Here is a 25,325-nt window from a genome sequence, read left to right as displayed (position 1 = left end):
CGATGCGCACCGCCGAGATCCACCGCCGTTGGAACGAGCACTTCGCCCGGCACGGTCATGAGGTCGTCCCCTCGGCCTCGCTCGTCTCGCCGGACCCGTCGCTGCTGTTCACGATCGCCGGGATGGTGCCGTTCATCCCGTACATCGTCGGTACGGAGAAGGCACCGCACCCCCGCATCTCCTCGGTGCAGAAGTGCATCCGCACCAACGACATCGAGAACGTGGGCCGTACGACGCGCCACGGCACGTTCTTCCAGATGGCCGGCAACTTCTCCTTCGGGGACTACTTCAAGGAGGGGGCCATCGACCTCGCCTGGGAGTTCATCACGGACGCCGAGCGGGGACTCGGGCTCGACGGCGACCGCATGTGGGTGACGGTCTGGGACGAGGACGCGGCCGCCCTTCACCACCTCACGTCCGTGATCGGCCTGGACCCCGAGCACATCGTGCGTCTCCCGCGCGAGGAGAACTTCTGGGACACCGGTCAGCCCGGCCCCGCCGGCCCGTGCGCCGAGTGGCACTACGACCGCGGGCCGGAGTTCGGCCCGGAGGCCGAGGGTGGCTCGGTCGACCCGGGCGGCGACCGCTACCTGGAGTTCTGGAACCTCGTCTTCGACCAGTTCCTCCGCGGCCCCGGCCAGGGCAAGGACTACCCGCTCCTCGGCGAGCTCGACAGCAAGTCGATCGACACCGGGGCCGGCCTCGAGCGCATGGCCTACCTGCTCCAGGGCAAGAACAACCTCTACGAGACCGACCAGGTCTTCCCGGTCATCGCGCGCACCGAGGAGCTGACCGGCCGCCGGTACGGCGCGGACGCCGAGGATGACGTCCGCCTGCGCGTCGTGGCCGACCACGTCCGCTCCGCGCTCATGCTCATCGGCGACGGTGTGCGCCCCGGCAACGACGGCCGCGGCTACGTGCTGCGCCGCCTCATCCGCCGCGCCGTGCGCTCTGTGCGCCTGCTCGGCGTCGAGGAGGCGACCCTCCCGGAGCTGCTGCCCGTCTCCCTCGACGCGATGAAGGAGACCTACCCCGAGCTCGAGGCCGGCTTCGGTCAGATCAGTGACATCGCCTACGGCGAGGAGGACTCCTTCCTCCGCACGCTCGCCTCGGGCACGACGATCCTCGACACGGCGGTCACGCGTGCCAAGGAGCGCGGCGGCCCCACGGCGGCGCGGCTGTCCGGCGACGACGCGTTCGCCCTGCACGACACGTACGGGTTCCCCATCGACCTCACCCTCGAGATGGCCGCCGAGCAGGGCGTGTCCGTCGACGAGGAGGGGTTCCGCACCCTCATGGGCGAGCAGCGTCAGCGCGCCCGCGCCGACGCGCTCGCGAAGAAGTCCGGCCACGTCGACACGGCCCGGTACAACGAGATCCTCGCCTCCCTCGGTGCTCCGGTGGACTTCCTCGGCTACCACGAGGCCGAGGCCGAGGGCCGGGTCGTCGGTCTTCTCGTCGACGGCGAGCCGGCACCCACGGCGAGTGCGCCCGCCGACGTCGAGCTCGTCCTGGACCGCACCCCGTTCTGGGCCGAGCAGGGTGGCCAGCTGGCCGACCAGGGCGAGATCCGGCTCGTCGGCGGCGGGGTCGTCGACGTCGCGGACGTCCAGCAGCCCGTCAAGGGCCTGACCGTCCACCGCGGAGCCCTCACCGAGGGCACCGTCACCCTCGACGAGGGCGTGCACGCCGCGATCGACACCGAGCGCCGCCGGCACATCGCGCGCGCACACACCGCGACCCACATGATCCACAAGGCGCTGCACGAGCACCTCGGGGAGCAGGCCACGCAGGCCGGCTCGGAGAACTCGCCGTCGCGCGTGCGCTTCGACTTCCGCCACGGCTCGGCGGTCGACGCCGCCGTGCTCGGCGACATCGAGGGCCGCGTCAACGAGCGTCTCACCGAGGACCTCGACGTCACCGACGAGACCATGAGCCTCGACGCCGCCCGAGAGTCCGGCGCGGTCGCGCTGTTCGGCGAGAAGTACGGGGACCAGGTGCGTGTGGTCTCGATCGGCGGCGACTGGTCCAGGGAGCTGTGCGCCGGCACGCACGTCGACCGCACCGGCAGCCTCGGGCTCGTCACCGTGCTGGGGGAGGCCTCGATCGGCTCGGGCGTGCGCCGGGTGGATGCGCTCGTCGGCGCAGGCGCCTACCAGAACCAGGCGCGCGAGAAGGCGATCGTCTCCCAGCTCGGCCAGCTCGTCGGCTCCCGCCCGGATGAGCTCATCGACCGCGTCGGGTCGCTCATGACCAGGCTCAAGGGCGCCGAGAAGCAGCTGGCCGCGCTCCAGCAGGCCGAGCTTCTGCGCCGTGGCGGGGACCTCCTCGACGCGGGCGAGCAGGTCGGGGACCTCACGCTCGTGGCAGCGGACCTCGGCGCCGTCTCCGGCGCGGACGACCTGCGCACCCTCGCGCTCGACGTGCGGGGCCGGGCGGGGGAGTCCCGGGGCCTGGTCGTCGCCCTCGTCGGCACGGCGAACGACCGACCGCTCGTGGTCGTCGCGACCAACCGGGCCGCGCGCGACGCCGGCGCACGCGCCGGGCAGCTCGTGCGCACCGCGTCGGGCGAGCTCGGCGGTGGTGGCGGAGGCAAGGACGACGTGGCGCAGGGCGGCGGCACGGACGCCTCCGCCGTCCCGGCCGCGCTCGCGGCCGTCCGCGCGGCGTTGGGCCGCGCATGACGCTGCGCCGCGGGGTGCGGATCGGCGTCGACGTGGGCACGGTCCGCGTCGGCGTCGCCCGGTGCGACCCTGACGGCGTGCTCGCGAGTCCCGTCGCCACGCTCGCACGCGACGCCGGTGGCGCCGACCAGCTCGAGATCGCGCGCCTGACCGAGGAGACCGGCGCGATCGAGGTCGTCGTCGGTCTGCCGCGGAGCATGGACGGCAAGGTGCGGGCCTCCGCGCGCGCCGCCACCGACTACGCCGCCACGCTCGCCGGCGTCATCGCCGCCACGAGCCCCGACGTCGCCGTCCGCCTCGTCGACGAGCGCCTGACGAGCACGTCCGCGCACCGCGCCATGCACGCCAGCGGCCGCCCGGGGCGGCGGCACCGCGAGGTCGTCGACCAGGTCGCGGCCGTGCTCATCCTCGAGAGCGCACTTGACGCCGAGCGCGCGACCGGAAGGCCCGCAGGCCGCCCGGTCACCCCCCGAGCGCCGAAGGAGACTTCCCGATGAGCGACCTGTTCGACGAGGTGGCCGACAGCCCGGCGGAACCCGAGGGGGCGGTCCGGGCCTCGCGCCGCGAGGTGCGTGCGCAGGAGGAGGCGCGCAGGCGCCGCAGGAGGCGTCGCACCCGGTCCGTCGTCGTCGTCGTGCTCACCGCGCTCGCCCTCGCCGCCGTCGCCTGGTTCGCCCTGCCGCAGGTCCGCGACATGCTCGGGTTCCGGCCCGACACGAGCGCCGAGGACTTTCCCGGACCCGGCAGCGACGAGGTCGACGTGACGATCCCGATCGGCGCCTCCGGCACGGAGATCGCCTCGACGCTCGTCGAGGCCGGGGTCGTCGCGTCCGAGCGCGCCTTCACCGACGCCTACGCGAACAACCCCGACTCGGGCGGCATCCAGCCGGGGACCTACACCCTGCTGGAGGAGATGCGGGCGGAGGACGCGGTGGCGGCGCTGCTCGATCCGGCCAGCCGCAACGAGATCACCATGACCATCCCCGAGGGTTTCACCCGCGACCAGGTGGTCGAGCGGGTGGCCGGCAACCTCGAGATCGAGGTCGAGGAGGTCGCCGAGGCGGCCGCCGACGCCGAGGCGATCGGGCTGCCCGAGGTGGCCGAGGGCGAGTCCGAGGGCTGGTTCGGTCCGGCGACCTACGCGTTCGAGCCGGACACGACGGCGGAGGAGGTCCTCGCCGAGATGGTGACCTTCCAGGTCGACCGGCTCCAGCAGCTCGGCGTCCCGGAGGAGGACTGGCAGTCCGTGCTCACGCGGGCCTCGATCGTCGAGCGCGAGGTCAACATCGACGAGTACATGCCGCAGGTCGCCACGGTCATCGAGAACCGGCTGAACGACACCACGGAGACCAACGGGATGCTCGGGATGGACTCCACGGTCCTGTACGGCATGGGTGAGACCGGCGGCATGCCGACCTCTGACGACACGGCCAACCCGGACAACCCGTACAACACGTACGTCCACCCGGGCCTGCCGCCCACCCCGATCGGGTCGCCCGGCGACACCTCGATCGCTGCTGTCCTCGACCCCGCCGAGGGTGACTGGCTCTACTTCGTCACGATCAACCTCGACACCGGCGAGACCCTGTTCGCCTCCACGCTGGAGGAGCAGAACGAGAACGTCCAGCTGCTGCGCGAGTGGCAGGCCGAGAACCCGTCGTCGTGACCGGCCACGGGGTGACCGGCAACGGCGGGGCGGGCGGCGTCGTGACCGGCCACGGCGAGGTCCTGGTCGGCCAGGACGTCCACGCGCCCGGCGTACGGCGGCGGGCCGCCGTCGTCGGCTCCCCGGTCGCCCACTCCCTGTCGCCGACCCTCCACCGCGCGGCGTACGCGAGCCTGGGGCTCACCGACTGGGCGTACGGGCTCCAGGACGTGACGACCGACCAGCTCCCGGACGTCCTGTCCGGGCTCGACAGCTCGTGGGCCGGGCTGTCGGTGACGATGCCGCTCAAGCTCGCGGCCGCGGGCGCGGTGGACGTCAAGGACTCCGTGGCGGGGCTCCTCGGCGTCGTCAACACCATCGTCGTCCAGCCCGGGGGCCTCATCGTCGGCGCCAACACCGACGTGGCGGGCATCGCGGGAGCGCTGGCGGATGCGGGCCTGACGGCGGCGGACGGACCGGCGGTGGTCCTCGGTGCCCGTGCGACCGCCTCGTCGGCGGTGGCGGCGCTCGGTAGCGCCGGGGTGCGCGAGCTGACGTTCGTCGCCCGCAACGTGGGCGGTCCGGGGTCCGCGCTGCCGGTCGCGCACCGCGCCGGCCTGGCGGCGGGTCATGTGCGCCTCACCGACACCGCCGGGGTGGCGCGCGCGCTCGCGGGTGCTGCAGTCGTGGTGTCCACGCTCCCGCGCGGGGTCGCCGACCCGGTGGCGGAGCTCGTGCCGGCCGCGGTCCGACCGGAGGCGGTGCTCCTCGACGTCGTCTACGGGCCGACGCCGACGCCCCTGGCCGCCGCGTGGGCCGCGTCCGGCGGCACGGTCGCCGAGGGCTGGGGAATGCTCCTGCACCAGGCCGTCGATCAGGTCAGACTGTGGACCGGGCGGCAGCCCGACGCCGTGGCCATGCGGGCCGCGCTGCTCGACCAGCTGGCCGTGCGCGCTCGTGGCGCGGCGATCCCTGACTCGCCGCCGGTGCTGCCGCCCGCGAGATGACGGACGGGCGCCGCGTGCCGCACGCCGCCCGAGGAGGGGGAGGTGGCACGTGGGCGACGCATCGGGCGCTCCCGCCCGACGGGCGAGGGCGGCGGCGTTCGGCGCGGTCGGTCCGGCGACGATCGGCCTTGCCGGCGTGGTCGCGGTCCTCGCCTCCGTCGCGCTGCTATCGGCGGACGGCTCAGCGGCCCCGCACGCCGGACCAGGGGCCGCGGCCGGTGCCGCGACCGGTGCGGCCCGCGTGCTGTGGGCGGCGGCGGGCGGCTGGCTCGCCGGGATCGCCGTGCTGCTGGCGGTGACCGACGTCAGGACCCACCGGCTGCCCGACCGTCTCCTGCTGGCCGCCGCCGTGGTCGTCGGTCCGCTCCTCGTGGCGGCCTCGGTCACGGCCGGAGCTCCGGCGGCACTGATGCAGGCCGCGGCCGGGTCACTGGTCCCGGCGGGCGTGCTCTACGTCGTCGCGCTCGTCACGCCTGGCGGGGTCGGCCTCGGCGACGTCAAGCTGCTCCTGCTGACCGGTGCGTGGCTCGGCTACCTGTCCGTGGCAGCCGCCACGGTGGGGCCGGTCCTCGGCATCGTCCTCGGCGGGCTGCACTCGATCGGTGCGGTCCTTGTGGGGCGGGCGAACCTGCGGTCCCACGTCCCGCTCGGGCCCTCGCTGCTCCTGGGCGCGGCACTGGCGACGTGGCTGCAGCTCGCCGGCGGTCTCGCGGTCTGACGTCACGGGCCCGTCCGCCCACACCGCCCGGCACGACCCGCGACAGGGGTGGCGCCCGGCCGCTCCCGGCCGGGACCGCCCCTGGGGCTGCGCCCCGACTACTTCCTGGTCTGCCCGTAGCCGGACAGGCCGCTGCCGGCCTCCGCGAGGAGCTGGTCGCTGAGCACCTTGACGTGGGCCCCGGGTACGCCCGCGACGGACATCGCCCGCAGGTGCACCTCGCAGACGTACTCCAGGTACTGCAGGAGGCTGAACGCCTTCGCCAGGGTCGGCCCGGTCGTCAGCGCGCCGTGGTTGGCCATGAGCGCGCCCGTACGGCCCTCGAGGGCGCCGGCCACGTTCGTGGCGAGCTGGTCGGTGCCGAAGGTCGCGTAGGGCGCCACCCGCAGGCGGCCGCCGAACATCGACGAGTAGTAGTGCGTCGCCGGCACCTCGTCGACCACCACGCTCAGCGCCGTCGACGCCGGCGCGTGGTTGTGGGTGATCGCCCGGGCGTCGGTGGCCGCGTACACCGCCAGGTGCAGCGGCAGCTCGCTCGACGGCGCGTACGCGGCGTCGACGGGCTCGCCCGACAGGTCGTGCACCCCGACGTCGCCGGGCTCCAGGTCCTCGTAGGCCATGCCCGACGGCGAGATGACGACTTGGTCGCCCACCCGCACCGAGACGTTGCCCGCGGTGCCCACCACGAGTCCCTGTCGTTGCATCTCCTGGCAGACGCGCACGACCTCGGCGCGCTCCTTCTCGAGCAGCATGCTCACCTGACCCTCCTCGTGTCTCTCGTCGCCATCCCTGCGGCCGGTCAGGGCTGGAGGATGTACTTCGAGCCCTTGCCCTCGGCCATGTCCTCGAGCGACTCCACGAGCGCCTCGAGCGGCCGGGTCTCGGTGACGAGGCTGAGCCCGTCGAACTTGTTCGTGCTCAGCAGCTCGACCGCGATCTGGACGAACCGCGGCTGGTGGTGGTAGACGCCCTTGAGCGTGTACTCCTTGTAGTGCATGTCGGAGGAGTTGACCGAGAACGGCGCGTTCTTCGGGGTCCCGCCGAACAGCACGGCGGTGCCGCCCGGACGCAGCCCGAGCACGGTCTGCTCCCACACGTTCGGCAGTCCCACGGCCTCGATCGCGACGTCGGCGCCCCGCCCGCCCGGGGTGAACGGGCGCACGGCGGCCGCGCACTCCTCGGGGGTCTCCAGACCGGTGAGGTCGACGGTCTCGCTCGCGCCGGCGGCGCGGGCCTGCTCGAGCCGTCCGGCGGAGCGGTCGGCCACGACGACGGTGGCGCCGCGGAGCTGGGCCAGCTTGAGGAACATCTGGCCGATGGGGCCCGCACCGTTGATGACGACGGTGTCGCCGAGCTCGATGCCGGACTCGTGCATGCCGTGGACGACCGTCGACAGCGGCTCGAGGGGGGCGGCCGCCTCGAACGGGAGGGAGTCGGGGATGACGTAGGTGTTGCGGTCGACGATCGCCTTCGGCACGACGATCTGCTCCGCGAACGCACCGTTGAGGTACTGGAGGTTCTCGCACAGCGACTCGCGGCCGATGGTGCACGCCCAGCACGAGCCGCACGGCGCCGTGTTGGCGGCGACGACGCGCTGCCCGACGGCGAACCGCTCCACGCCCTCGCCGACCTCGGTGACGACGCCGGCGAACTCGTGGCCGAACCGAGCGGGCAGGGAGGGGAACAGCGTGGGGTGCCCGCGCCGGTAGGACTTCAGGTCGGTGCCGCACGTGGCGGCGGCCTTGATCTCGACGGCGATCTCGCCGGGTCCCGGACGGCCCTCGGGCACGTCCTCGAGCCTCAGGTCGCCGGGTCCGTGGAACATGTACGCGCGCATGCGCTCTCTTCTCTGCTCGTGCGGTCCTGCTCGCGCAGTCCTGCGTGTGCGGTCCGGGGCGGCCGATCGCGTCGGCCGCCCCGGTCGGTGTGCGCCCCGCCGCGACCGGGTCGGCCGCGGCAGGGCGCGGTGTCACTCGACGTCGCCCACCTCGGCGTCGGGGTACTTCGTGGCGAACGCCTGGAGCTTGTCGGTGGTCCCCTTGAGGGCGTCGTACATCTCGCCCTGGATCGCGCCGAGCTCGGCGTAGATCTCGTGGTTGTCCTGGTTCGGCTCCGTCACGTCGCCGAAGCGCGCCATCGCCTGGGCGGCGGTGCGCACCGAGGTGTCGCCGTGGACGCCGGTGGAGGCCATGGCCAGGACGCCCGCGCCGAGCGCGGAGATCTCGTCCTCGAGGCAGGCCGTGATCGGCTTCCCGCTCGTGTCGGCCATGATCTGCCGCCACAGCGGCGAGCGGACGCCGCCGCCCATCGCGCGCACGGTGGTGATCGTCGTGCCGGTGGCCTTCTCGAGGCCGTCGAGCGACCGGGCCATCTCCAGGCCGATCGCCTCGAGGAGTGAGCGGTACATGGAGCCGCGGCCGTGCGAGCCGCGCCATCCGACGACCGCGCCGCGCGCGATCGGGTCCCAGTGCGGGCTCTGGACGGCGTTCCAGTAGGGGAGCGTCACCAGGCCGCCGGAGCCCGGTGCGCGTTCGGCGGCGATCCGCTCGAGCTGGGGGTCGGGGCGCCCGCGCAGCTCGGGGTTCCAGAACGCGGTGCGGTACCAGGTGGGCAGGAACGCGCCGGAGGACTGGAGGACCTCGAGCACGTAGGTGTCGGCGACGCCGCCTGCGAGGGTGCGGTAGACGGGGCCGAACGCGTACTCCTCGGACAGGACGCCGGCCACGACCGCGGTGCCGAGGTTCATGTAGAGCGTCTGCTCGTCCACGGAGGCGGCGCCGATGCCGGCGCCCTGGCCGTCGCCGAGGCCGGCCACGAGCGTGACGGGCTGCGAGAGGCCCCAGCCGTCGAGGACGGACTCCTGGATCTCGCCGAGCACCTCGCCCGGCTTGTACAGGTCGACCATCTGGTCCTCGCGGACACCGGCGATCTCGAGGAGCGAGGAGTCGTAGGTCTGCCGGGCGATGTCGAACAGGCCGAGGGAGTCGGCGCAGGCGACGGAGTCCTTCCACTCGCCGATGAGCTTCTTCACCAGGTAGGCGTGGACGTTGACCACGCGATCGGCCTTGTCCAGGACGCCCGGCTCGTTCTCCTTGACCCATGCCATCTTGTAGATGGCCGGCGTGACGTCCGGCGGCTTGCCCGACAGCTCCCAGATGTCCTTCGTGCCGTACGTGAGGATCTGGTCCGAGGCCCTGATGTCCATCCAGAGGATGCCGTTCCTCAGGGGCGTGCCGTCCTCGGTGAACGGGGCGAACGTCTCGCGCTGGTGGGTCACGCCCATCGCGACGATGCGCTCCTTGTCGGCGTTCTTCAGCTGCGAGACCGCGGCGGCGACCGCCTCGTTGGTGGAGTTCCACCAGGCCGCGGGGTCGTGCTCGGCGAACCCCTGCTGCGGGCTGCGGAGCTGGATCTCCCGCTTGCCCAGCGCCACCACCTTGCCGTCGGGGTCGACGATGATGGCCTTGCTGGACGTGGTCGACGAGTCGACCGCGATGACGAGCGGTGATGACGGGGGCATGGGAACCTCGAATCGGCGCTGATCGGCGTCGGGCCGCCGTCGGCCGCGACGGGAGCCGCAGTCCCGGCGCGGACTCCACGATGATCTCACCACGGTTCGTGTTGGAAGCACCAGTATGTCTGGTGACGCGAACGATCGTGCGGGACGCCGCCGACGCGCTGCACGGTGGTGCGCTCGCTCCGTGGGGCGCGCGCCGTGAGCCTGTGCCGAGCTCCGGCCCCGCGACCGTGCGCGGGGCGCGCCGGACTCCTACGCCAGGTGCCGCTCGTCCGGCCCGGAGTAGGCGGACAGCGGTCGGATGAGCGCGTTGCTCGCCCGCTGCTCCATCACGTGCGCCGTCCAGCCCGTCACCCGGGAGGCGACGAAGAGCGGGGTGAACATCTCGGTGTCGAAGCCCATGAGGTGGTAGGCGGGCCCGGACGGGTAGTCGAGGTTCGGCAGGATGTTCTTCGCCCGCGTCATCTCGTCCTCGAGAGCGTCGTAGAGCGCGAGCAGGTCGGGCCGGTCGTAGTGCTCGACCAGGGTGTCGAGGGCGGCCTTCATCGTCGGGACCCGCGAGTCGCCGCTCTTGTAGACGCGGTGCCCGAAGCCCATGATCTTGCGCTTCTCGGCCAGCGCCTGCTCGAGCCAGGCCGCCGCGCCCTCGGCGGTGCCGATCTCGTGCAGCACGTGCATGACGGCCTCGTTCGCGCCCCCGTGCAGCGGGCCCTTGAGCGCCCCGATCGCCGCGGTGACCGCGGAGTGGAGGTCGGCGAGCGTGGAGGTGACGACCCGGGCGGTGAACGTCGAGGCGTTGAAGGAGTGCTCGGCGTACAGGACCATCGAGCGGCGGAACGCGTCGACGACGACCGGGTCGGCCTCCTCGCCGAACGTCATCCACAGGAAGTTGGCGGAGTAGTCGAGGTCGTCGCGCGGGGCCACGGCCTCCTGGCCGCGGCGGCGACGCTGGTCGTAGGCGACGACGGCGGGGACCTGGGCGAGCAGCCGGGTTGACTTCTCGAGCTCGGCCTCGCGCGAGGAGTCCTCGGCGAGCGGGTCGCTCGCGCCGAGCACGGAGACCGCGGTCCGGACGACGTCCATGGGGTGCGCGGTTGTCGGCAGGGCGTCGACGACGGCGCGGGTCTGCTCGCCGAGGGCGCGGTGGGCGCGCTCGGTGGCGACCAGGGCGTCGGACTCGGCGGCGGTGGGGAGCTCGCCCTGCCACAGGAGGTGGGCGACCTCCTCGAACGAGCACCGGTCGGCGAGCTCTTGGACGGGGTAGCCCCGGTAGAGAAGCGAGTTGGTCTCGGGGTTGACCTTGGAGATCGCGGTCGTGTCGGCGACGACGCCGACGAGGCCCTTGCGGATCTCGGGCTCGGCTGCGCTGTGCTGCTGCGTCATGGCGGGGCTCCTGTCGGTGAGGTGCGTGGCGGCGCCCAGGGCTCTGGGCGGGGCTCGGCTCGGTGCTCGGGTCACGGCTCGTACGTGAAGATCTCGTCGTCGAAGGCGTTGTAGCCGGCGTAGTCCAGCAGCTCGTAGAGCCGGGCCCGGGTCTGCATCTCGGGGACGACGGCGGTGAGGGTGCCGTGCTCGCGCAGGTGGTGCAGGTGCCGCTCGGCGGCGCCCATGGCGGAGCGCAGCAGCGAGACCGGGTGGATGACGAGGTTGATGCCGACGTCGGCGAGCTGGGCGTGCGTGAACAGCTCGGACTTGCCGAACTCGGTCATGTTGGCGAGCACGGGGACGTCGACCGCGGCGCGCACCGCGGCGAACTCCTGCAGCGAGCGCATGGCCTCGGGGAAGACCGCGTCGGCGCCCGCATCGACGAGCGCTCGCGCCCGGTCCGCCGCAGCCTCCAGGCCGTCGACCGCCGCGACGTCGGTGCGGGCCATGACGAGGAAGTGCTCGTCGCGCCGGGCCTCGACGGCCGCCCTGATCCGCTTGAGGGCGGTGGTCTCGTCGACGACCTGCTTGCCGTCGAGGTGCCCGCACCGCTTGGGGTTGACCTGGTCCTCGATGTGGGCGCCGGCGAGCCCGGCGTCCTCGAGGACCTGGATCGTGCGGGCGACGTTCATCGGCTCGCCGAAGCCGGTGTCCGCGTCGACGATCGACGGCAGGTCCGTCACGCGCGCGATCTGACCCGCCCGGCCCGCGATTTCGGTCAGCGTGGTCAGCCCGATGTCCGGCAGGCCGAGGTCGGCCGAGAGCACGGCGCCGGAGATGTAGACCCCGTCGAACCCCGTGTCCTCGATGAGCCTGGCCGAGAGCGGGTTGAACGCCCCGGGCAGCACGAGAAGCTCCCCGGAGGAGAGGCGCTCGCGCAGGGCACGGCGCTTGTCGGCGGCGGACGTGGCGGAGTGCAGCACCTAGAGGATCCCCTCGGGTCGGCCGGCGGACGCGATCGTCTGCTCCGGCGCGGTGACGGTGACCTCGCCGAGCTCGTCCGGGCCGAGCTCGGCCAGGCGAGCGGCGACGCCGAGGAACCGTCGCACCTCGTCCTCGCCAACGACGTCGGTCGCGAGCGTGACGAGCTTGCCCTCGTACTGCGCGCGGGCGAAGGGGCGCGCGCCGTCCGGGTGGGCGTCCGCGAGGGCGAGCTCGTCGGCGATGACCCTGCCGTCGGTCAGCGTGGCGACGAGGCGGCCGCCGAACGCCTTCACGGCCGGGTCGCTCGAGTGGTATCGCTCCGTCCACACGGGGTCCTCGACGGTCGTGATCCGCTGCCACAGCTGGACCGTGTCCGGCCGGCGGGCCCGCTCCGGCGCGTAGGAGCGTTCGTGGTGCCACGTCCCGTCCTGCAGCGCGACGGCGACGATGTAGGGGATCGAGTGGTCGAGGGTCTCGCGCGTGGCGTCGGGTGAGTACTTCTGCGGGTCGTTGGCCCCGGAGCCGATGACGTGGTGGGTGTGGTGGCTGGTCTCCAGCACGATGCCTGCCACCTGCTCGGGGTCGCGCAGCTCGGGGTGCTGCTCGCCCATCCTGCGCGCGAGGTCGATGAGCGCCTGGGCCTGGTACTCGGCGGAGTGCTCCTTGGTGTAGGTCCGCAGGATGGCGCGGCGTGGCTCGCCGGGCGCCGGCAGGTCGACGTCGTAGGCGGCGCCCTGGCCGTCGAGCAGCCAGGCGATCACCCCGTCCTCGCCCTCGTAGATCGGTTCCGGCGAGGTCTGGCCGCGCACCGCCCGGTCGACGGCCTCGATCGCGGCCTTGCCGGCGAACGCCGGCGCGTAGGCCTTCCACGTCGAGATCTGGCCCTTGCGGGACTGGCGCGTCGCCGTCGTCGTGTGCAGGGCCTGCCCGACGGCCTGGAAGATCGTGTCCGGGCCGAGCCGCAGGAGCGTGCCGAGGCCCGCGGCCACCGCGGGCGCGAGGTGGGCGACGTGGTCGATCTTGTGCTTGTGCAGCGAGATCGCGGTGACCAGGGAGACCTGGACCTCGTAGGCGGTGGCGATCGCCGCGACGACGTCGGCCCCCGTGATCCCACGGGCGGCGAGGTGCTGGGCGACGGCGAGGATCGGCGCGATCGTGTCGCCCGGGTGTGAGTAGTCGGCCGCGAGGAACGTGTCGTGGAAGTCGAGCTCACGCACCGCGACCCCGTTCGCCCAGGCCGCCCACTCGGGCGCCACCCGGGTCGTGGACGGGAGCCCGACGACGGTCGCGCCCGGGTCACGCGGGCGGTCCAGGGCCTGCGCTCGTGCGGCGACGACGGGCGCCCGCGTGAGGGAGGCGGCGGCGACCGCGTGGTTGTCAATCACCCGGTTGATCACCATGTCCGTCACCTCGGCGTCCGGCTCGACCCGGTCGGCCGCGAGCTCGGCGATCGCCCACGCCAGCTGGCGCTCGCGCGGCAGGTCGGCGGTGGACGGGTGCACGGTGACGTGGTGCCTGCTCATGGGGCCCTCTCGGCGACGGTGGCGGGATCCTAGAGTCTCACGGGTCCGTCACCCCGGACACATGACGGACACGTGATCGTTCGCTGGCCGACCCGGGGAGAAACAGAACCGACACGCACCCCTTCCTAGCGTGGGCGGCATGCACACCACCACCGCGCCGGGCCCTGTCGAGGCCGTCGCACCCGTCCGCGTCGACGGCACGGCGCCCCCCGCTCTTCTCGACGCGTTCTGGGCCTACGACCGCGCGCTGCTCGCGAACGACCTCGAGGCGCTCGGCGCCCTCTTCCTCGACGCCGAGGACACGCTGCGCGGGGACGGCACGACGCTGACGGTCGGGCACCGGGCGATCACCGCCTACCGGTCTGCCCGCGGCACCGCGCCGACCCGGCAGGTCGTGGCCGTGCACGTGCGCGACCTTGCGCCCGGGACCGCGCTCGTCATGGCCGAGGTCCGCTCGCCCACCGGGACGCCGGGCCTGCAGACCCAGGTGTGGCGACGCACCGACGACGGCTGGCGCGTGGCCGCCGCCCACGTCACCGCGCCGCCGCGCACCGTGGACCACGCGGTCTGGCGGGTCGTGGGGAGCCCGCTGCTCGCGCCGTCGAGCGACGGCGAGCTCACGGGTGAGACGGTGGCCGTCAAGGACGTCCTGGCGCTGCGGGGCCAGGCCGTCGGCGGCGGGGTGCCGGCGCTGCTCGCCGAGCGGCAGCCCGAGGCTAAGAGCTCCCCGGCCGTCGACGCGCTGCTGCTCGCCGGGGCGGCCGTCACCGGCGTCGCGCAGACGGACCAGCTCGCCTACAGCATCGCGGGGACGAACCCCGCCACCGGGACACCGCCGAACCTGGAGGCTCCCGGTCGGGTGCCGGGCGGCTCCTCGAGCGGCCCGGCGGTGGCCGTGCGACGCGGGGAGGTGAGCATCGGTCTCGGCACTGACACCGCCGGCTCGATCCGTGTGCCCGCGGCCTACCAGGGGCTCTGGGGGCTGCGCCCCACCCAGGGGGCGGTTCCGACCGACGGCATGCTTCCGCTCGCCCCCAGCTTCGACACCGTCGGCCTGCTCACCCGTGGCCCCGGCACGCTGCTCCGGGCCGCCCGCGTCGTGCTCGGCGGGGACTCCCCGTCGGCCACGCCGGACCGCCCGCGGTCGTACGTCGTGGTGGACGCGATCACCGGGCTCGCGGACACCAGTCTCGGGCTGCAGGTCGAGGAGCTGGCCGAGCACCTGCGCGCGGACCGTGCGGGGCTCCCCGGCGACCTCGACGAGTGGTTCGCCGCCTTCCGAACGGTCCAGGCCTTCGAGGCCTGGCAGTCCCACGGGGCATGGATCGTCGCGCACCCGGGCGCACTGGCCCCCGACGTCGCCGAGCGGTTCGGCGCCGCGTCCCGGGTGAGCGCCGGTGCCGCGTCCGAGGCGCGGGAGACGCTCGACGTCGCGCGGAGCCTGCTCCGCGACCTCGTCGCCGACCGCATCCTCCTGCTGCCGACCACCTCGGGCCCGCCGCCCGCACTGACGGCGTCGCCCGCGTCGGTCGAGGTCGACCGTTCGCGCACGCTGCGGCTCACGAGCCTGGCCTCCCTCGCGGGTCTGCCCGCCGTCAGCGCCCCGCTGCTGCACCACGGGCGGTCCCGCGCCGGGGTGTCGTTCGTCGGCCCCCCGGGCTCCGACCTCGCACTGGTCCGGGCCGCCGGGGCGGTGGCGGCGCGATGACCGCGGCGAGCGTCGCTCCGCGGCCCCGGTCGTGGGGCCTGTGGCCCGAGCACGTCGACCTCACCGGTCAGCCCGGGACGAGGCCCGTCGACCTCGGCGCCCTGCCGCAACGGCTGACGATCGACCTGGCGCGCACGGCCGTCGTGGTGGTCGACATGCAGAACGACTTCCTCCATCCCCGGGGGTGGCTCGGTTCGATCGGCGTCGACGTCGCACCCGCGCGCGCAGCGATCGAACCGCTGCGACAGCTGCTCCCGGAGCTGCGCGGGGCCGGCGTACCCGTCGTGTGGCTCGGCTGGGGCAACCGCCCGGACCGGGCCAACCTCCCTCCCGGCGTGCTGCACGTGTACGACGCCGACGGGCGCGGGGGAGGCATCGGCGAGCGGGCCGGGCTCAGCCCGGCCGTCCTCACCGAGGACTCCTGGGGCGCCGAGGTCGTCGACGAGCTGACGGTCGAGCCCGGCGACCTGCGCGTCTCCAAGTATCGAATGACCGGTTTCGTCGACACCCCGCTGGACTCGATCCTGCGCCGGCTGCGCGTCGACACGCTGCTGCTGGCCGGTGTCAACGTCGACCAGTGCGTGCTCGCGACGCTCACCGACGCCGCGGCCCTCGGCTACGACGTCGTCCTCGTCGAGGGCGCGAGCGCGACCACGTCGCCGGACTTCTGCCGCGCGGCGACCCTCTACAACGTGCGCCAGTGCTTCGGATTCACGACGACGCCGGCGGAGCTGTCCGCGGCACTCGCCCCGACCCGTGTCACGACCTGACCCGCGCCCCCGCGCTCCACCTGCCCCCCACCGCACCCACGACGAACGGAACGCACATGGCCGACGCGCCGATCCTCAAGCACCTCTCCGACCTGCAGACGTACCGCATCCAGGCGGGCGACACGGTCAAGCTCACCCACCTGACGGGGCCGTCCGAGCAGTCGCCCACGAGTGTGTTCTTCGAGATCTGGGACCCGCACGGGGTGCAGCCCGACAACACCCACCCGGACTCGGTCGAGATCTTCATCTTCCTGTCCGGGCGCGGCGAGGCCGTGAGCGACGAGCACACCGTCGAGGTCGCCGCGGGCGACGTCCTCGTGCTGCCCGAGGGGTCGGTGCACCACATCCGCAACACCTCCGGGACGGAGCGGCTCTACGCGGTGACGATCATGGCCAACGACCTGGGCTCGATGGACAGCGGGTTCGAGCACCTCGTGACCTCCGGGGTGCCGGAGGCGCTCGACGACGAGGACCGGGCCGCGGTCATCGCCGGTCTGGCGACCCTGGGTCGCTGACGTGCTCCGCGTCCGCGCCGCCGTCGTGGGCGTGCACCACGAGGACCACCGCGGTCGGCGCCCCCACCTGCCGGAACCGGTGCGGGACCCCGCCGCCGTAGCTCACGGTGTCGCGCGCATCGAGCGTGACGAGCCGGTGCGTCCCGTCCGGGTCCACGAGCTCGAGCTCGACGGTCCCTGCTGCCACGTAGAGCGACTCGGCGTGGTCGTGGGTGAAGAGGTCGCGGAAGTCCTGCGGCGGCGCGACGAACTCGGTGATGTCGACGTCGCCGGCGCGCAGCACCAGCCGGGCGCCGGACGCGCCGGCGTCCGGCCGGGACGAGCCGCCCGTGCGCACCGCGCGCACGCGGGGGGCGTCCCGACCGCGGAGGACCTCGTCGGCGTCGACCCGGCCGGCACCCATGAGGGCCTGCTGCGTGGTCCCGAGGGCCTGGGCGATCTGGAACAGCGAGCGCATCGACGGCCGGGCATGCCCCCGCTCGACCTGGGAGAGGAACGAGTGGGACAGTCCGGTCGCGCCGGCGAGCGAGACGAGCGTGGCGCCGCGGGCGTGCCTGCGGGCACGGATCGCGGAGCCGAGGGCGAGGTCGGCGCGCGTCTGACGGTCCATGGGTGGCACTCCTTCGTCGTCGCCGACTCTGTCACGCGCCCGGCGCCCGCCTGACACCTGCGTGAAACAGCCGCTCCGTACTGTCGATGATGTTGATCAGATCAACATGAGGATCCCACGAGGAGGATCGATGACGCACACACCGACCGCGCCCCCGCTGGCGGGGCTCGACCGGGCGCAGGCCTGGTTCGAGGTGCGGGAGCTCGCCGGCAACATCTGGCTGATCGGCGAGCCCGGCCACGTGAGCTGCTACCTGGTGATCGGCGCCGAGCGCGCCCTGCTTCTCGACTCCGGTCTCGGGATCGCCCCGATATCCCGCGTCGTGGCCGGGCTCACCGACCTCCCGGTCGTCGTGCTCAGCTCGCACGACCACCTCGACCACCGGGGCGGCAACGGCGACCTGCTGGACCCGTCCGGCCCGGTCGAGGTCGTGGAGCTGCTCGCCCACCCCGGCGGCCGGCACGGCGCGGTCGATCCCGAGGTGCTTCGGGGGTACTGGAACGCGATGTCGTACGTCGTCGCCCGCCACCGGGACTTCCGGCGCCTGGACGACGAGCTCTTCTTCGCGGCTACCGACCTGCCGCGGATGCGGGACCTGCCGGACCTCACAGGCTGGCGGGTGGGCGCCGTCCCGCCGACCGGGAGGGTGCAGGACGGCGAGGTCATCGACCTCGGCGGCCGACGCCTCACGGTCCTGCACACACCGGGTCATGCGCCCGACGCGCTCGTCCTGCTCGAGGAGTCCACCGGGACCCTGCTGTCCGCCGACACGGTCCTCGCCTCGGCGCACTGGCTGCACGGGGACGAGGCCGACACCGCAGCCTTCGCCGACTCGCTCGACCGGCTCGCCGCGCTCGACGTACGCCGGGTGCTGCCCGCGCACAACCTCGTCCACGAGCTGCCCGGCACGGCCGTCGCACGCGTGGCCACCGCCGCGCGCGCCGTCGCCGACGGACGCACCTGCCCGGTGCCGAGCAGGGACATGCTCGGCAGCCCCGCCCTGCGGCACGAGGTCGGCGGCGTCGTCGTCCTCACCGGGCTCGGCGCATGAGCCGCCACCTCGCCGGGCCGCCGTCGGGACGCGCGCACCTCGCCGGGCTGCGGGTCGACCGCCTGCGCTCGGTCCGACTGCTCGACGGGACCCTCGGTGACCTCCCGCTGGCAGGCGGAGCCGCGACCGCGGGCAGCACCGCCCCCCGCACCGAGCTGGACGCTTCCGGGTGGCGGCTGCTGCCCGCGGCCGCCGAGCCGCACGCACACCTCGACAAGGCCTTCACCGCCGACCGGCTCCCGCCCGGCGGCGACGACCTCGAGTCCGCGGTGTCCAGGTGGCGGGCGCTCACGCCGTCCGTGAGCGCCGCCGACATCAGGTCCCGCGCGACGCGGGCCGTGGGCCGGTACGTCGCCAACGGCGTCACGGCCATCCGCACGCACGTCGACCTCCTGGCGGACGGCGACCCGCTGCGCGGGGTCGACGCGCTCGTCCGGCTGCGGGACGAGCTCTCGGGCGTCGTGACCATCCAGGTGTGCGTCCTCGCCGGACCGGGCGCCGACCACGGGCACCTGCGCGAGGCCGTCGACCGGGGGGTCGACGTCATCGGCGGCTGCCCCCACCTGGCCGACGACCCGGCGGCCGAGACCGCCGACCTCCTCGACGTCGCCGAGCGCACCGGTCTCCCCGTCGACCTGCACACCGACGAGCAGACGGCCGCGCCCCGGCTCGACCTGGTCGACCTCGCGCAGCAGGTCATCGCCCGCGGCCTGGCGCAGCGGGTGACCGCGAGCCACTGCGTGCGGCTCGGCTCCCTGCCGAGCGACCGGCTCCGCGCCGTGCTCGAGCTCGTGGGCAGGGCCGGCATCGGGCTGGTCACGCTGCCGATCACCAACCTGTACCTGCAGGGGCGCGGCCCCGACGAGCCGCGGCTGCGTGGCATGCCCCCGCTCAGGCAGATCCTCGACGCCGGGATCGAGCTCGCCGCCGGTGGGGACAACGTCCGGGACCCGTTCAACCCCGTCGGCACCGCCGATCCCTTCGGGACGACCGCCCTCCTCATGACCGCCGGCCACCTGGGCGCCGACGAGGCCCTCACAGCCGTGACGTCGGGCGCCCGCACGGTCATGGGGCTGTCGGCGGCGGGGCCCACCGACGGCGCCGCGGCCGACCTCATGCTCGTGCCCGACGTGCCGGTCGCCGACGTGCTCGCCGGCGCCGAGGTCGCCCGCATCGTGCTGCGCGCCGGGGTCGTGGTCGCCGACACCCGCGTGAGCCGGGACCTCGCCCTGGCGGACCCGGGTCCGGCTGCTCACCCGGACCGGTTCCGACGTCCGTTCGGTCACCGGTCCGCCGACCGGCATCTCGCCCCCGCCCCGTCCCCCGCACGTCAACCGATCGGAAGGTCCACGTCATGACCCTCACCGAACCGTCCGCCCCCACCGCGGTCCCGCGCGCGACGAGCTTCAGGACCCTGCGCATGTCGGGGGTGACCAAGAGGTTCTCCACGGGCACCGTCGCGCTCGACGGCATCGACCTCGAGATCGGGCCGGGTGACTTCGTGTCCGTCGTCGGCCCGTCCGGCTGCGGGAAGTCGACCCTCCTGCGTCTCGCGTCCGGCCTCGACACCGTGAGCTCCGGCGTCCTCACCGTGAGCTCGCGCTCGACCAGCTACGTCTTCCAGGAGGCCACCCTCCTCGAGTGGCGCACGGCCCTGACGAACGTCGAGCTGACCGGTGAGCTGCGGAAGGTCGACGCCGGCCACCGACGCAGGCTCGCCCGGGAGGCGCTCGAGCTCGTGGGGCTCACGGGGTTCGAGAACCAGTATCCGCGCGAGCTGTCGGGTGGCATGCGGATGCGTGTGTCGATCGCCCGCGCCCTCGTCACCGAGCCCGACCTCGCCCTCTTCGACGAGCCGTTCGGGGCGCTGGACGAGATCACCCGGCTGCGCATGCAGACCGAGCTCCAGCGGATCTTCCGGCTCAAGCAGTTCGCGGGCCTGTTCATCACGCACTCCGTCTCGGAGGCCGTCTACCTCGCCAACCGGGTGATCGTCATGAGCGGCCGTCCCGGGCGGATCGTGGCGGACATCCGCATCCCGTGGGCCTACCCGCGACCCGCCGAGCTCCGCTACGACCCCGAGTTCGCCGCCCTGACGGGCGAGGTCTCGGCAGCCCTTGGAGAGCACTCATGACACTGCACGCCCACATCCGTCCCGACGCAGGGACCGCGAACGACCTCCCGGACCCGGGGTCCGACCGACCCGTGGCCGACCCCGACCGGGTACTCACCGTCCCCGTCCCCGCGCCGGAGCGGCCGGGCCGTCGTCGTGCCGGCGTCGGCCGGCGCATCGGCCCGGCGACGGTGGGTGCCCTGCGCGGGGCGGCACCTGTCGTGCTCTCGCTCATCGGGATCGTGGTCATCTGGTACGTCGTCGCGCTCGCGATCCTGCCCGTGGACCAGCGGTTCCTGCTCCCGCCCCCGCACGAGGTCTTCGGCAGCACCCTGACCAACCCGCAGCTCATGGAGCCGATGCTCGACGCGCTGGGACGCAGCGTCGTCGTCGCGGCCATCGGGCTCGCCGTCGCCGTCGTGATCGGGATCCTCTGGGCCCTCGCCATGTCGGCGTCCAGGTGGACCGAGTCGATCCTGTACCCCTACGCCGTCATCCTCCAGACGATCCCGATCCTCGCCCTGGTGCCGCTCATCGGCATCTGGTTCGGCTACGGCTTCCCGGCACGGGTCATCGTCTGCGTGATCATCGCCCTGTTCCCGATGATCTCCAACACGTTCTTCGGGCTGCAGTCGGCGAGCGCCGCCGCGCACGATCTCCTCACCCTCAACAACGCCTCACGGACCCAACGGCTCGTCAAGCTCCAGCTCCCCGCGTCGGTCCCGTCGATCTTCACCGGTCTGCGGACGGCCGCCGGGTTGTCCGTCATCGGTGCGCTGGTCGGCGACTACTTCTTCCAGCAGGGCCCCGTGGGCATCGGCGGCCTGCTGCGCACCTACACGCTGCGCCTCCAGATGGACGCCCTGTTCACCGCCATCACCCTGACCGCCCTGTTCGGCGTCGTGGTCTTCGGTCTCTTCGCCGTCCTCGACCGCCTCGTGCTCGGCCGCTGGTACGGGAAGCGGCCCAGCTCGTGAGAGCGGACCCCTCAGTGCCCTCCGTCCCTCGCCCGGCCCCCGCCGGCCGAACCACCCAGCCAAGGAGAACCACCATGACGCACGCCCGACCACACCTCCTGCTCGCCGTCGCCGGACTTCTCGCCCTCGCCGCGTGCTCCTCCGCCGACGGTGCGGACGACCCCGCGGAGGATGCGGGGGCCGCGCCCGACGCCGAGGCCGCGGAGGCCGGCAGCGCCCTCGACCTCGCGGAGGTCTGCCCGGCGACCGTCGTCGTCCAGTGGGACTGGCAGCCGCAGTCCGAGCACGGCGGGACGTACGCGCTCGTGGGGTCGGACGCCGAGATCGACACGGACACGAAGTCGGTGCGCGGCTCGCTCGTCGCCCAGGGCGTGGACACCGGCGTGGACATCGAGGTGCGCACGGGTGGCGCGAACGTCGGCTTCCAGCCGGTTCCCGCCCTCATGTACCTCGACGACGAGATCACGCTCGGCGCGGTGAGCACCGACGTCGCGATCAGCTCCCACGAGGCACAGCCGACCGTCGCGGTGGTGTCCCAGATGACGAACAGCCCGCAGATCCTCATGTGGGACCCCGAGACCTATCCCGGCGCGACCACCATCGACGAGGTCGTCTCGCAGGGCGCCACCGTGGTGACCTCGGGCGACGTCCTGCCCGCGCTGCTCGCGCGGACGACGAGCTTCGACATGGCGGCCTCCGACACGAGCTACGAGGGGACGCCCTCGCGGTTCGTCTCCGACCCGTCGATCGTGCAGCAGGGCTTCGTCACGGCCGAGCCCTACATCTACGAGAACGAGGTCGACGCCTGGGGGCGTCCGGTGGCCTTCGAGCTTATGAGCGAGGTCGGGTTCTCGATCTACCCGCAGTCCCTCGCGGTGCGCGCCGACCGGGTCGACGAGCTGGCCGGGTGCCTGGAGCGGCTCGTGCCGATCTTCCAGCAGTCGCAGATCGACTTCCTCGCGGACCCGGGGCCGACGAACGACCTGCTCGTCGAGGTGGTGGAGCAGTACAACGTCGGGTGGACCTACTCCGCGGGCGTCGCCGACTTCTCGGCGGCCGCGCTGGTCGAGGAGGAGATCGTCACCGACGACCCGGCCACGGGGGTCTTCGGCCAGTTCGACGACGCGCGGATGCAGGAGATCGCCGACACGTTCCTCCCGCTGCTGCGCGACCAGGGCACCGTCACGCTCGCCGAGCTCGACCCCGCCGAGCTGTACACGAACGAGTTCATCGATCCGTCGATCTCGATGGGGGAGTGAGAGCCACGATGAGCACGACCACCGCCGCGGGCAGGCTCGCCGCCCTCATCGCCGACGAGCTCGGGCCGGACGCGGTCTCGACCGATCTCGACCTCGTCACCAAGGTCTCCTCCGACTGGTCGCGGATGTCGCCGATCCTGCAGGAGAAGCTGCCGGCGGGCCGCTACCTCGCCGACGCCGTCGTCCGCCCCCGGACACCCGAGGAGGTCGCCCGCGTCCTCCAGCTCGCCTACGAGGCCGGCGTCCCCGTCACGCCGCGCGGGGCCGGGACCGGGAACTACGGCCAGCTCACGCCGTTCTCGGGCGGGCTGAGCCTCGACCTCCGTGCGCTCGACGAGATCGCCGTCGACAGCGACGGGACGATGACCGCGGGTGCCGGAGCCCGGCTCACGGCCGTCGACGCCACCGGGCGGGCGGCGGGGCGGGACATCTGGATGTTCCCCTCGACGAAGGGCTCGACGCTCGGCGGCTTCCTCGCGGGCGGGAGCGCGGGCACCGGGACGATCGAGCACGGCACCACGACCGACGGGTTCGTGGTCTCGCTGACCGTCGCCCCGATGGACGGCAGCGGCCGGACGTTCACCGTCCACGGAGCCGACACCACGCCGTACATCCACGCGTACGGGGTCACGGGAGTGGTCACGAGCGCCACGGTCCGCACCGATCCCGCCCGCGACTGGTCGGCGGTGTACGCGTCGTTCCCGACCTACGACGGCCTCGTGGCCGCGCACCGCGCGCTCCTCACGCTGCCGGTGCTGCCGCGCCTGGCGTCCGCCGACGAGCCCGCCCTGGTCGCCACCCTCCCCGCGCCGACGCCGCTCGACGCCACGCAGCACAGCCTGCGCGTCATCGCCGAGTCCTCCACCGTCGATCAGGTGGCCGACCTGGTCGCCGCCGGCGGGGGCCAGGTCGTGGCGACCTACGACGAGTACGCCGAGACGGACCGGCTCTCGTCGATGTCCTACAACCACCCGATCTACTACTGGCAGCGGGAGGTGGGGGAGCCCGCATGCTTCCACATGGAGACCGGCGGGCGCGCGCTCTGGGACGACCCGGCCCGGGTCCGCGCCGTCTACCCCGGGACCCGGCTCCACCTCGAGCTCATGGGTGCCGAGCCGCTCGCCATGGTGGTGGGTGACTACGTGGACGAGCAGCAGGTCCTGGACGGGATACCGCTCCTGGAGGCCGCCGGACTCGGCGTCCACTCGCCGCACCAGTGGTACGTCGACCGCAACGTCGAGCTCGTCGCGGCCACGGCCGCCCGGACCGATCCGCTGGGGCTGCTCAACCCCGGCAAGCTCGTGCCGGAGCGGGCACGCACCGACACGCGCACGACGATCGGTGTGCGGTGACCGCGCCGACGCCGAGGGCCGCCCGCTGGGCCGACCTCACGTTCCCTGACGTCGCGGCCCTGCCCGAGAACACCGTGGCGGTCCTGCCGACGGGCGCGATCGAGCAGCACGGACCGCACCTCCCGTTGTCGACGGACCTCGTCACGGCCACCGAGGTCGCGACCCACGCCGCCGACGCGGTAGCCGCCGACGGCCGGGCCGACGTCGTCCTTCTCCCGGCACTGGCCTACACCAAGTCCGACGAGCATGCCTGGTCTCCCGGCACGATCTGGTTGTCGTGGGAGACCCTCATGTCGACGCTCGTCGACATCGGGCGCTCGCTCGCCGGATCGGGGATCACCCGGGTGCTCCTCGTCAACGGCCACGGCGGCAACGCCGCGCTCGAGCAGGTGGCGCTGCGCGAGCTGAGGCGGAGGTTCGGGCTCGCGACCTTCTTCGTCCCGGCCTCCGTCGGTGGAGAGGTCGCGCGGGAGCACGGCAATCCCAGCGAGCTCGGACTGGGGATCCACGGCGGCCACACCGAGACGTCGATGATGCTGCACCTGCGGCCGGAGCTCGTGCACATGGATCGTGCGGTCAGGCGGGTCCCGGAACGGCTCGACGGGTTCGAGGTCGTCGGCTTCGGCAGGCCCGCGAGCTTCGGGTGGCTGTCCGACGACTTCGGGCCGGACGGCCATGTCGGCGACCCGACCACGGCCGGTGCCGACGACGGGCGCGCCCTGTTCCGGGCCGCGGTGGACCAGGCCGCACGGGCGATCGCCGAGGCATCGACCTTCTCCGTGACGTAGCGACCGGGCGCACACGTGGACGGCGCACAGCGAGGGGGACCGGAGCCCGGCCCCCCTCGCTGCGCGTCATCCACGGAGAACGTGGTCCGCCCGAACGGCCGGACCCCGCTCAGTCGGTAGTGCCCCGAGGCAGCGAGAAGAACCGGCGGTCCACGTAGGCGAGCGAGGTCGCCGACTCGTCGCGGACGCGGTGCACGCCTGAGACGGCGCCCAGCACCAGGACGTGGTCCCCGATCTCGGTCGCGCCGACGACCTCGCACTCGACCGCGCTGACGGCGTCCTTGATCAGCCACGGCAGACCGTCGGCGGTGTACCGGTGGGCGATCCCGCGGAACTTGTCCGGCTCGCGGGAGGCGAAGCGACGAGCGACGTCCTGGGCCTCGCCCGCAAGGACGTTGCCGACGAAGGCGCCGCGTGCGATCACGGTGGGCAGCGTCCGTGAGCCGGTGTCGAAGCAGACGCCGAAGAGCGGCGGAGACATGCTCACGCTGAAGCCCGTGCTCACCGTCGTCCCGACGGGTGCCCCGTCGGGGGCGCAGCTGGTGACGACGCAGACGCCGGCGGCGAGTCCGGCCATGGCCGTGCGGAACGACGTGGCGACGCCGTCGTCGATGGTGCGTGCCGGTCGGGTGACGGTCATGGGTGCTCCTCGGTGGATGTTGATACCATCAACATCCAGGCTAGGACCGTGATGTTTCCCCGGTGTGACACCACGGAGGCGATCACTTCTCGCCCGTGG

At 73.3% G+C, this 25,325-nt stretch carries 23 protein-coding genes; 15 read left to right on the top strand and 8 right to left on the bottom strand.

Annotation, left to right across the window (positions count from 1 at the left end):
• Window positions 1-2 precede the first annotated feature (2 nt).
• Genes alaS through ACZLKG_RS12560 form a run of 5 tightly spaced genes read left to right on the top strand, consistent with a single transcriptional unit; the run spans window position 3 to window position 6,054 of the window.
• On the top strand, window positions 3-2,684 hold the full coding sequence (gene alaS / locus ACZLKG_RS12580) for an alanine--tRNA ligase (RefSeq protein WP_425709509.1): 2,682 nt from the start codon (window positions 3-5) through the stop codon (window positions 2,682-2,684).
• Window positions 2,681-3,181 (top strand): Holliday junction resolvase RuvX, encoded by a 501-nt coding sequence (ruvX, locus tag ACZLKG_RS12575; protein ID WP_425709508.1) that lies wholly within the window; start codon window positions 2,681-2,683, stop codon window positions 3,179-3,181. The genes alaS and ruvX overlap by 4 nt, the downstream gene beginning before the upstream one ends.
• Complete coding sequence (mltG, locus tag ACZLKG_RS12570) at window positions 3,178-4,350, top strand: endolytic transglycosylase MltG (RefSeq protein WP_463648912.1); 1,173 nt, start codon at window positions 3,178-3,180, stop codon at window positions 4,348-4,350. Before ruvX ends, mltG begins: the two co-directional genes overlap by 4 nt.
• Entirely contained in the window at window positions 4,347-5,336 is a 990-nt protein-coding gene (locus ACZLKG_RS12565; protein WP_463648911.1) for a shikimate dehydrogenase, read from the top strand. Before mltG ends, ACZLKG_RS12565 begins: the two co-directional genes overlap by 4 nt.
• Window positions 5,337-5,385: 49 nt before the next feature.
• Complete coding sequence (locus ACZLKG_RS12560; protein WP_463648910.1) at window positions 5,386-6,054, top strand: prepilin peptidase; 669 nt, start codon at window positions 5,386-5,388, stop codon at window positions 6,052-6,054.
• Between the two features lie 98 nt (window positions 6,055-6,152).
• Here the strand turns inward: ACZLKG_RS12560 and ACZLKG_RS12555 are convergent, their stop codons facing one another.
• From ACZLKG_RS12555 to ACZLKG_RS12530, 6 genes are all read right to left on the bottom strand, one after another.
• Window positions 6,153-6,806, bottom strand: coding sequence for a class II aldolase/adducin family protein (locus ACZLKG_RS12555; protein ID WP_463648946.1), 654 nt, complete (start codon window positions 6,804-6,806; stop codon window positions 6,153-6,155).
• Between the two features lie 47 nt (window positions 6,807-6,853).
• Window positions 6,854-7,891: a zinc-dependent alcohol dehydrogenase gene (locus ACZLKG_RS12550; protein ID WP_425709504.1), complete on the bottom strand. Its 1,038-nt coding sequence runs from the start codon at window positions 7,889-7,891 to the stop codon at window positions 6,854-6,856.
• Window positions 7,892-8,023: 132 nt separating this feature from the next.
• Entirely contained in the window at window positions 8,024-9,574 is a 1,551-nt protein-coding gene (locus tag ACZLKG_RS12545; protein ID WP_463648908.1) for a xylulokinase, read from the bottom strand.
• Window positions 9,575-9,823: 249 nt separating this feature from the next.
• Entirely contained in the window at window positions 9,824-10,954 is a 1,131-nt protein-coding gene (locus tag ACZLKG_RS12540; RefSeq protein WP_463648907.1) for a bifunctional 2-methylcitrate synthase/citrate synthase, read from the bottom strand.
• A gap of 71 nt (window positions 10,955-11,025) precedes the next feature.
• On the bottom strand, window positions 11,026-11,919 hold the full coding sequence (gene prpB / locus ACZLKG_RS12535; protein WP_463648906.1) for a methylisocitrate lyase: 894 nt from the start codon (window positions 11,917-11,919) through the stop codon (window positions 11,026-11,028).
• Window positions 11,920-13,443, bottom strand: coding sequence for an MmgE/PrpD family protein (locus ACZLKG_RS12530; RefSeq protein ID WP_463648904.1), 1,524 nt, complete (start codon window positions 13,441-13,443; stop codon window positions 11,920-11,922).
• 139 nt (window positions 13,444-13,582) lie between these two features.
• Here ACZLKG_RS12530 and ACZLKG_RS12525 point away from each other — a divergent pair, with 139 nt between their 5' ends.
• From ACZLKG_RS12525 to ACZLKG_RS12515, 3 genes are read left to right on the top strand one after another with little or no spacing between them, the layout of a single operon-like run.
• On the top strand, window positions 13,583-15,151 hold the full coding sequence (locus tag ACZLKG_RS12525) for an AtzH-like domain-containing protein (RefSeq protein ID WP_425709499.1): 1,569 nt from the start codon (window positions 13,583-13,585) through the stop codon (window positions 15,149-15,151).
• Window positions 15,148-15,921, top strand: a complete 774-nt coding sequence (locus ACZLKG_RS12520; RefSeq protein ID WP_425709498.1) for a cysteine hydrolase family protein — start codon at window positions 15,148-15,150, stop codon at window positions 15,919-15,921. The genes ACZLKG_RS12525 and ACZLKG_RS12520 overlap by 4 nt, the downstream gene beginning before the upstream one ends.
• A gap of 56 nt (window positions 15,922-15,977) precedes the next feature.
• Window positions 15,978-16,436, top strand: a complete 459-nt coding sequence (locus ACZLKG_RS12515; RefSeq protein WP_425709497.1) for a cupin domain-containing protein — start codon at window positions 15,978-15,980, stop codon at window positions 16,434-16,436.
• Here ACZLKG_RS12515 and ACZLKG_RS12510 read toward each other — a convergent pair.
• Window positions 16,405-17,046, bottom strand: coding sequence for a helix-turn-helix domain-containing protein (locus ACZLKG_RS12510; protein WP_463648903.1), 642 nt, complete (start codon window positions 17,044-17,046; stop codon window positions 16,405-16,407). The genes ACZLKG_RS12515 and ACZLKG_RS12510 overlap by 32 nt on opposite strands.
• A gap of 130 nt (window positions 17,047-17,176) precedes the next feature.
• Here ACZLKG_RS12510 and ACZLKG_RS12505 point away from each other — a divergent pair, with 130 nt between their 5' ends.
• The 7 genes from ACZLKG_RS12505 to ACZLKG_RS12475 all read left to right on the top strand — a co-directional run bounded on the left by ACZLKG_RS12505 (window position 17,177) and on the right by ACZLKG_RS12475 (window position 24,586).
• On the top strand, window positions 17,177-18,097 hold the full coding sequence (locus ACZLKG_RS12505) for an MBL fold metallo-hydrolase (RefSeq protein ID WP_425709495.1): 921 nt from the start codon (window positions 17,177-17,179) through the stop codon (window positions 18,095-18,097).
• The gene (locus ACZLKG_RS12500; RefSeq protein ID WP_425709494.1) at window positions 18,094-19,455 is read left to right on the top strand and encodes an amidohydrolase family protein; all 1,362 of its coding nucleotides are present in this window, start codon (window positions 18,094-18,096) and stop codon (window positions 19,453-19,455) included. The genes ACZLKG_RS12505 and ACZLKG_RS12500 overlap by 4 nt, the downstream gene beginning before the upstream one ends.
• Window positions 19,452-20,231 carry an ABC transporter ATP-binding protein gene (locus ACZLKG_RS12495; protein WP_463648902.1) on the top strand — a complete coding sequence of 260 codons (780 nt, stop codon included), beginning with the start codon at window positions 19,452-19,454 and terminating at the stop codon, window positions 20,229-20,231. Before ACZLKG_RS12500 ends, ACZLKG_RS12495 begins: the two co-directional genes overlap by 4 nt.
• Complete coding sequence (locus ACZLKG_RS12490) at window positions 20,228-21,187, top strand: ABC transporter permease (RefSeq protein ID WP_425709492.1); 960 nt, start codon at window positions 20,228-20,230, stop codon at window positions 21,185-21,187. The genes ACZLKG_RS12495 and ACZLKG_RS12490 overlap by 4 nt, the downstream gene beginning before the upstream one ends.
• Before the next feature lie 74 nt (window positions 21,188-21,261).
• The gene (locus ACZLKG_RS12485; protein ID WP_425709491.1) at window positions 21,262-22,446 is read left to right on the top strand and encodes a hypothetical protein; all 1,185 of its coding nucleotides are present in this window, start codon (window positions 21,262-21,264) and stop codon (window positions 22,444-22,446) included.
• An 8-nt stretch (window positions 22,447-22,454) separates the two neighbouring features.
• Entirely contained in the window at window positions 22,455-23,798 is a 1,344-nt protein-coding gene (locus ACZLKG_RS12480) for an FAD-binding oxidoreductase (RefSeq protein ID WP_425709490.1), read from the top strand.
• A complete protein-coding gene (locus tag ACZLKG_RS12475; protein WP_463648900.1) occupies window positions 23,795-24,586 on the top strand; it encodes a creatininase family protein in 792 nt (263 codons plus the stop codon). Before ACZLKG_RS12480 ends, ACZLKG_RS12475 begins: the two co-directional genes overlap by 4 nt.
• 109 nt (window positions 24,587-24,695) lie before the next feature.
• On the opposite strand, the gene ACZLKG_RS12470 is transcribed toward ACZLKG_RS12475, so the two are convergent.
• Window positions 24,696-25,226: a flavin reductase family protein gene (locus ACZLKG_RS12470; RefSeq protein ID WP_425709488.1), complete on the bottom strand. Its 531-nt coding sequence runs from the start codon at window positions 25,224-25,226 to the stop codon at window positions 24,696-24,698.
• Between the last annotated feature and the right edge of the window lie 99 nt (window positions 25,227-25,325).

It is taken from the genome of Georgenia sp. Z2081 (assembly GCF_055326445.1).
The sequence above is the reverse complement of the archived record's forward strand: the minus strand, read 5'-3'. Positions and strand labels throughout refer to the sequence as shown.

Excerpts from the sequence above, each read along its gene's own strand:
- alaS (WP_425709509.1), top strand. The coding sequence starts at position 3 with ATGCGCACCGCCGAGATCCACCGCCGTTGGAACGAGCACTTCGCCCGG.
- ruvX (WP_425709508.1), top strand. The coding sequence starts at position 2,681 with ATGACGCTGCGCCGCGGGGTGCGGATCGGCGTCGACGTGGGCACGGTC.
- mltG (WP_463648912.1), top strand. The coding sequence starts at position 3,178 with ATGAGCGACCTGTTCGACGAGGTGGCCGACAGCCCGGCGGAACCCGAG.
- ACZLKG_RS12555 (WP_463648946.1), bottom strand. The coding sequence starts at position 6,806 with ATGCTGCTCGAGAAGGAGCGCGCCGAGGTCGTGCGCGTCTGCCAGGAG.
- ACZLKG_RS12550 (WP_425709504.1), bottom strand. The coding sequence starts at position 7,891 with ATGCGCGCGTACATGTTCCACGGACCCGGCGACCTGAGGCTCGAGGAC.
- ACZLKG_RS12545 (WP_463648908.1), bottom strand. The coding sequence starts at position 9,574 with ATGCCCCCGTCATCACCGCTCGTCATCGCGGTCGACTCGTCGACCACG.
- ACZLKG_RS12540 (WP_463648907.1), bottom strand. The coding sequence starts at position 10,954 with ATGACGCAGCAGCACAGCGCAGCCGAGCCCGAGATCCGCAAGGGCCTC.
- ACZLKG_RS12530 (WP_463648904.1), bottom strand. The coding sequence starts at position 13,443 with ATGAGCAGGCACCACGTCACCGTGCACCCGTCCACCGCCGACCTGCCG.
- ACZLKG_RS12525 (WP_425709499.1), top strand. The coding sequence starts at position 13,583 with ATGCACACCACCACCGCGCCGGGCCCTGTCGAGGCCGTCGCACCCGTC.
- ACZLKG_RS12520 (WP_425709498.1), top strand. The coding sequence starts at position 15,148 with ATGACCGCGGCGAGCGTCGCTCCGCGGCCCCGGTCGTGGGGCCTGTGG.
- ACZLKG_RS12515 (WP_425709497.1), top strand. The coding sequence starts at position 15,978 with ATGGCCGACGCGCCGATCCTCAAGCACCTCTCCGACCTGCAGACGTAC.
- ACZLKG_RS12510 (WP_463648903.1), bottom strand. The coding sequence starts at position 17,046 with ATGGACCGTCAGACGCGCGCCGACCTCGCCCTCGGCTCCGCGATCCGT.
- ACZLKG_RS12505 (WP_425709495.1), top strand. The coding sequence starts at position 17,177 with ATGACGCACACACCGACCGCGCCCCCGCTGGCGGGGCTCGACCGGGCG.
- ACZLKG_RS12500 (WP_425709494.1), top strand. The coding sequence starts at position 18,094 with ATGAGCCGCCACCTCGCCGGGCCGCCGTCGGGACGCGCGCACCTCGCC.
- ACZLKG_RS12495 (WP_463648902.1), top strand. The coding sequence starts at position 19,452 with ATGACCCTCACCGAACCGTCCGCCCCCACCGCGGTCCCGCGCGCGACG.
- ACZLKG_RS12490 (WP_425709492.1), top strand. The coding sequence starts at position 20,228 with ATGACACTGCACGCCCACATCCGTCCCGACGCAGGGACCGCGAACGAC.
- ACZLKG_RS12485 (WP_425709491.1), top strand. The coding sequence starts at position 21,262 with ATGACGCACGCCCGACCACACCTCCTGCTCGCCGTCGCCGGACTTCTC.
- ACZLKG_RS12480 (WP_425709490.1), top strand. The coding sequence starts at position 22,455 with ATGAGCACGACCACCGCCGCGGGCAGGCTCGCCGCCCTCATCGCCGAC.
- ACZLKG_RS12470 (WP_425709488.1), bottom strand. The coding sequence starts at position 25,226 with ATGACCGTCACCCGACCGGCACGCACCATCGACGACGGCGTCGCCACG.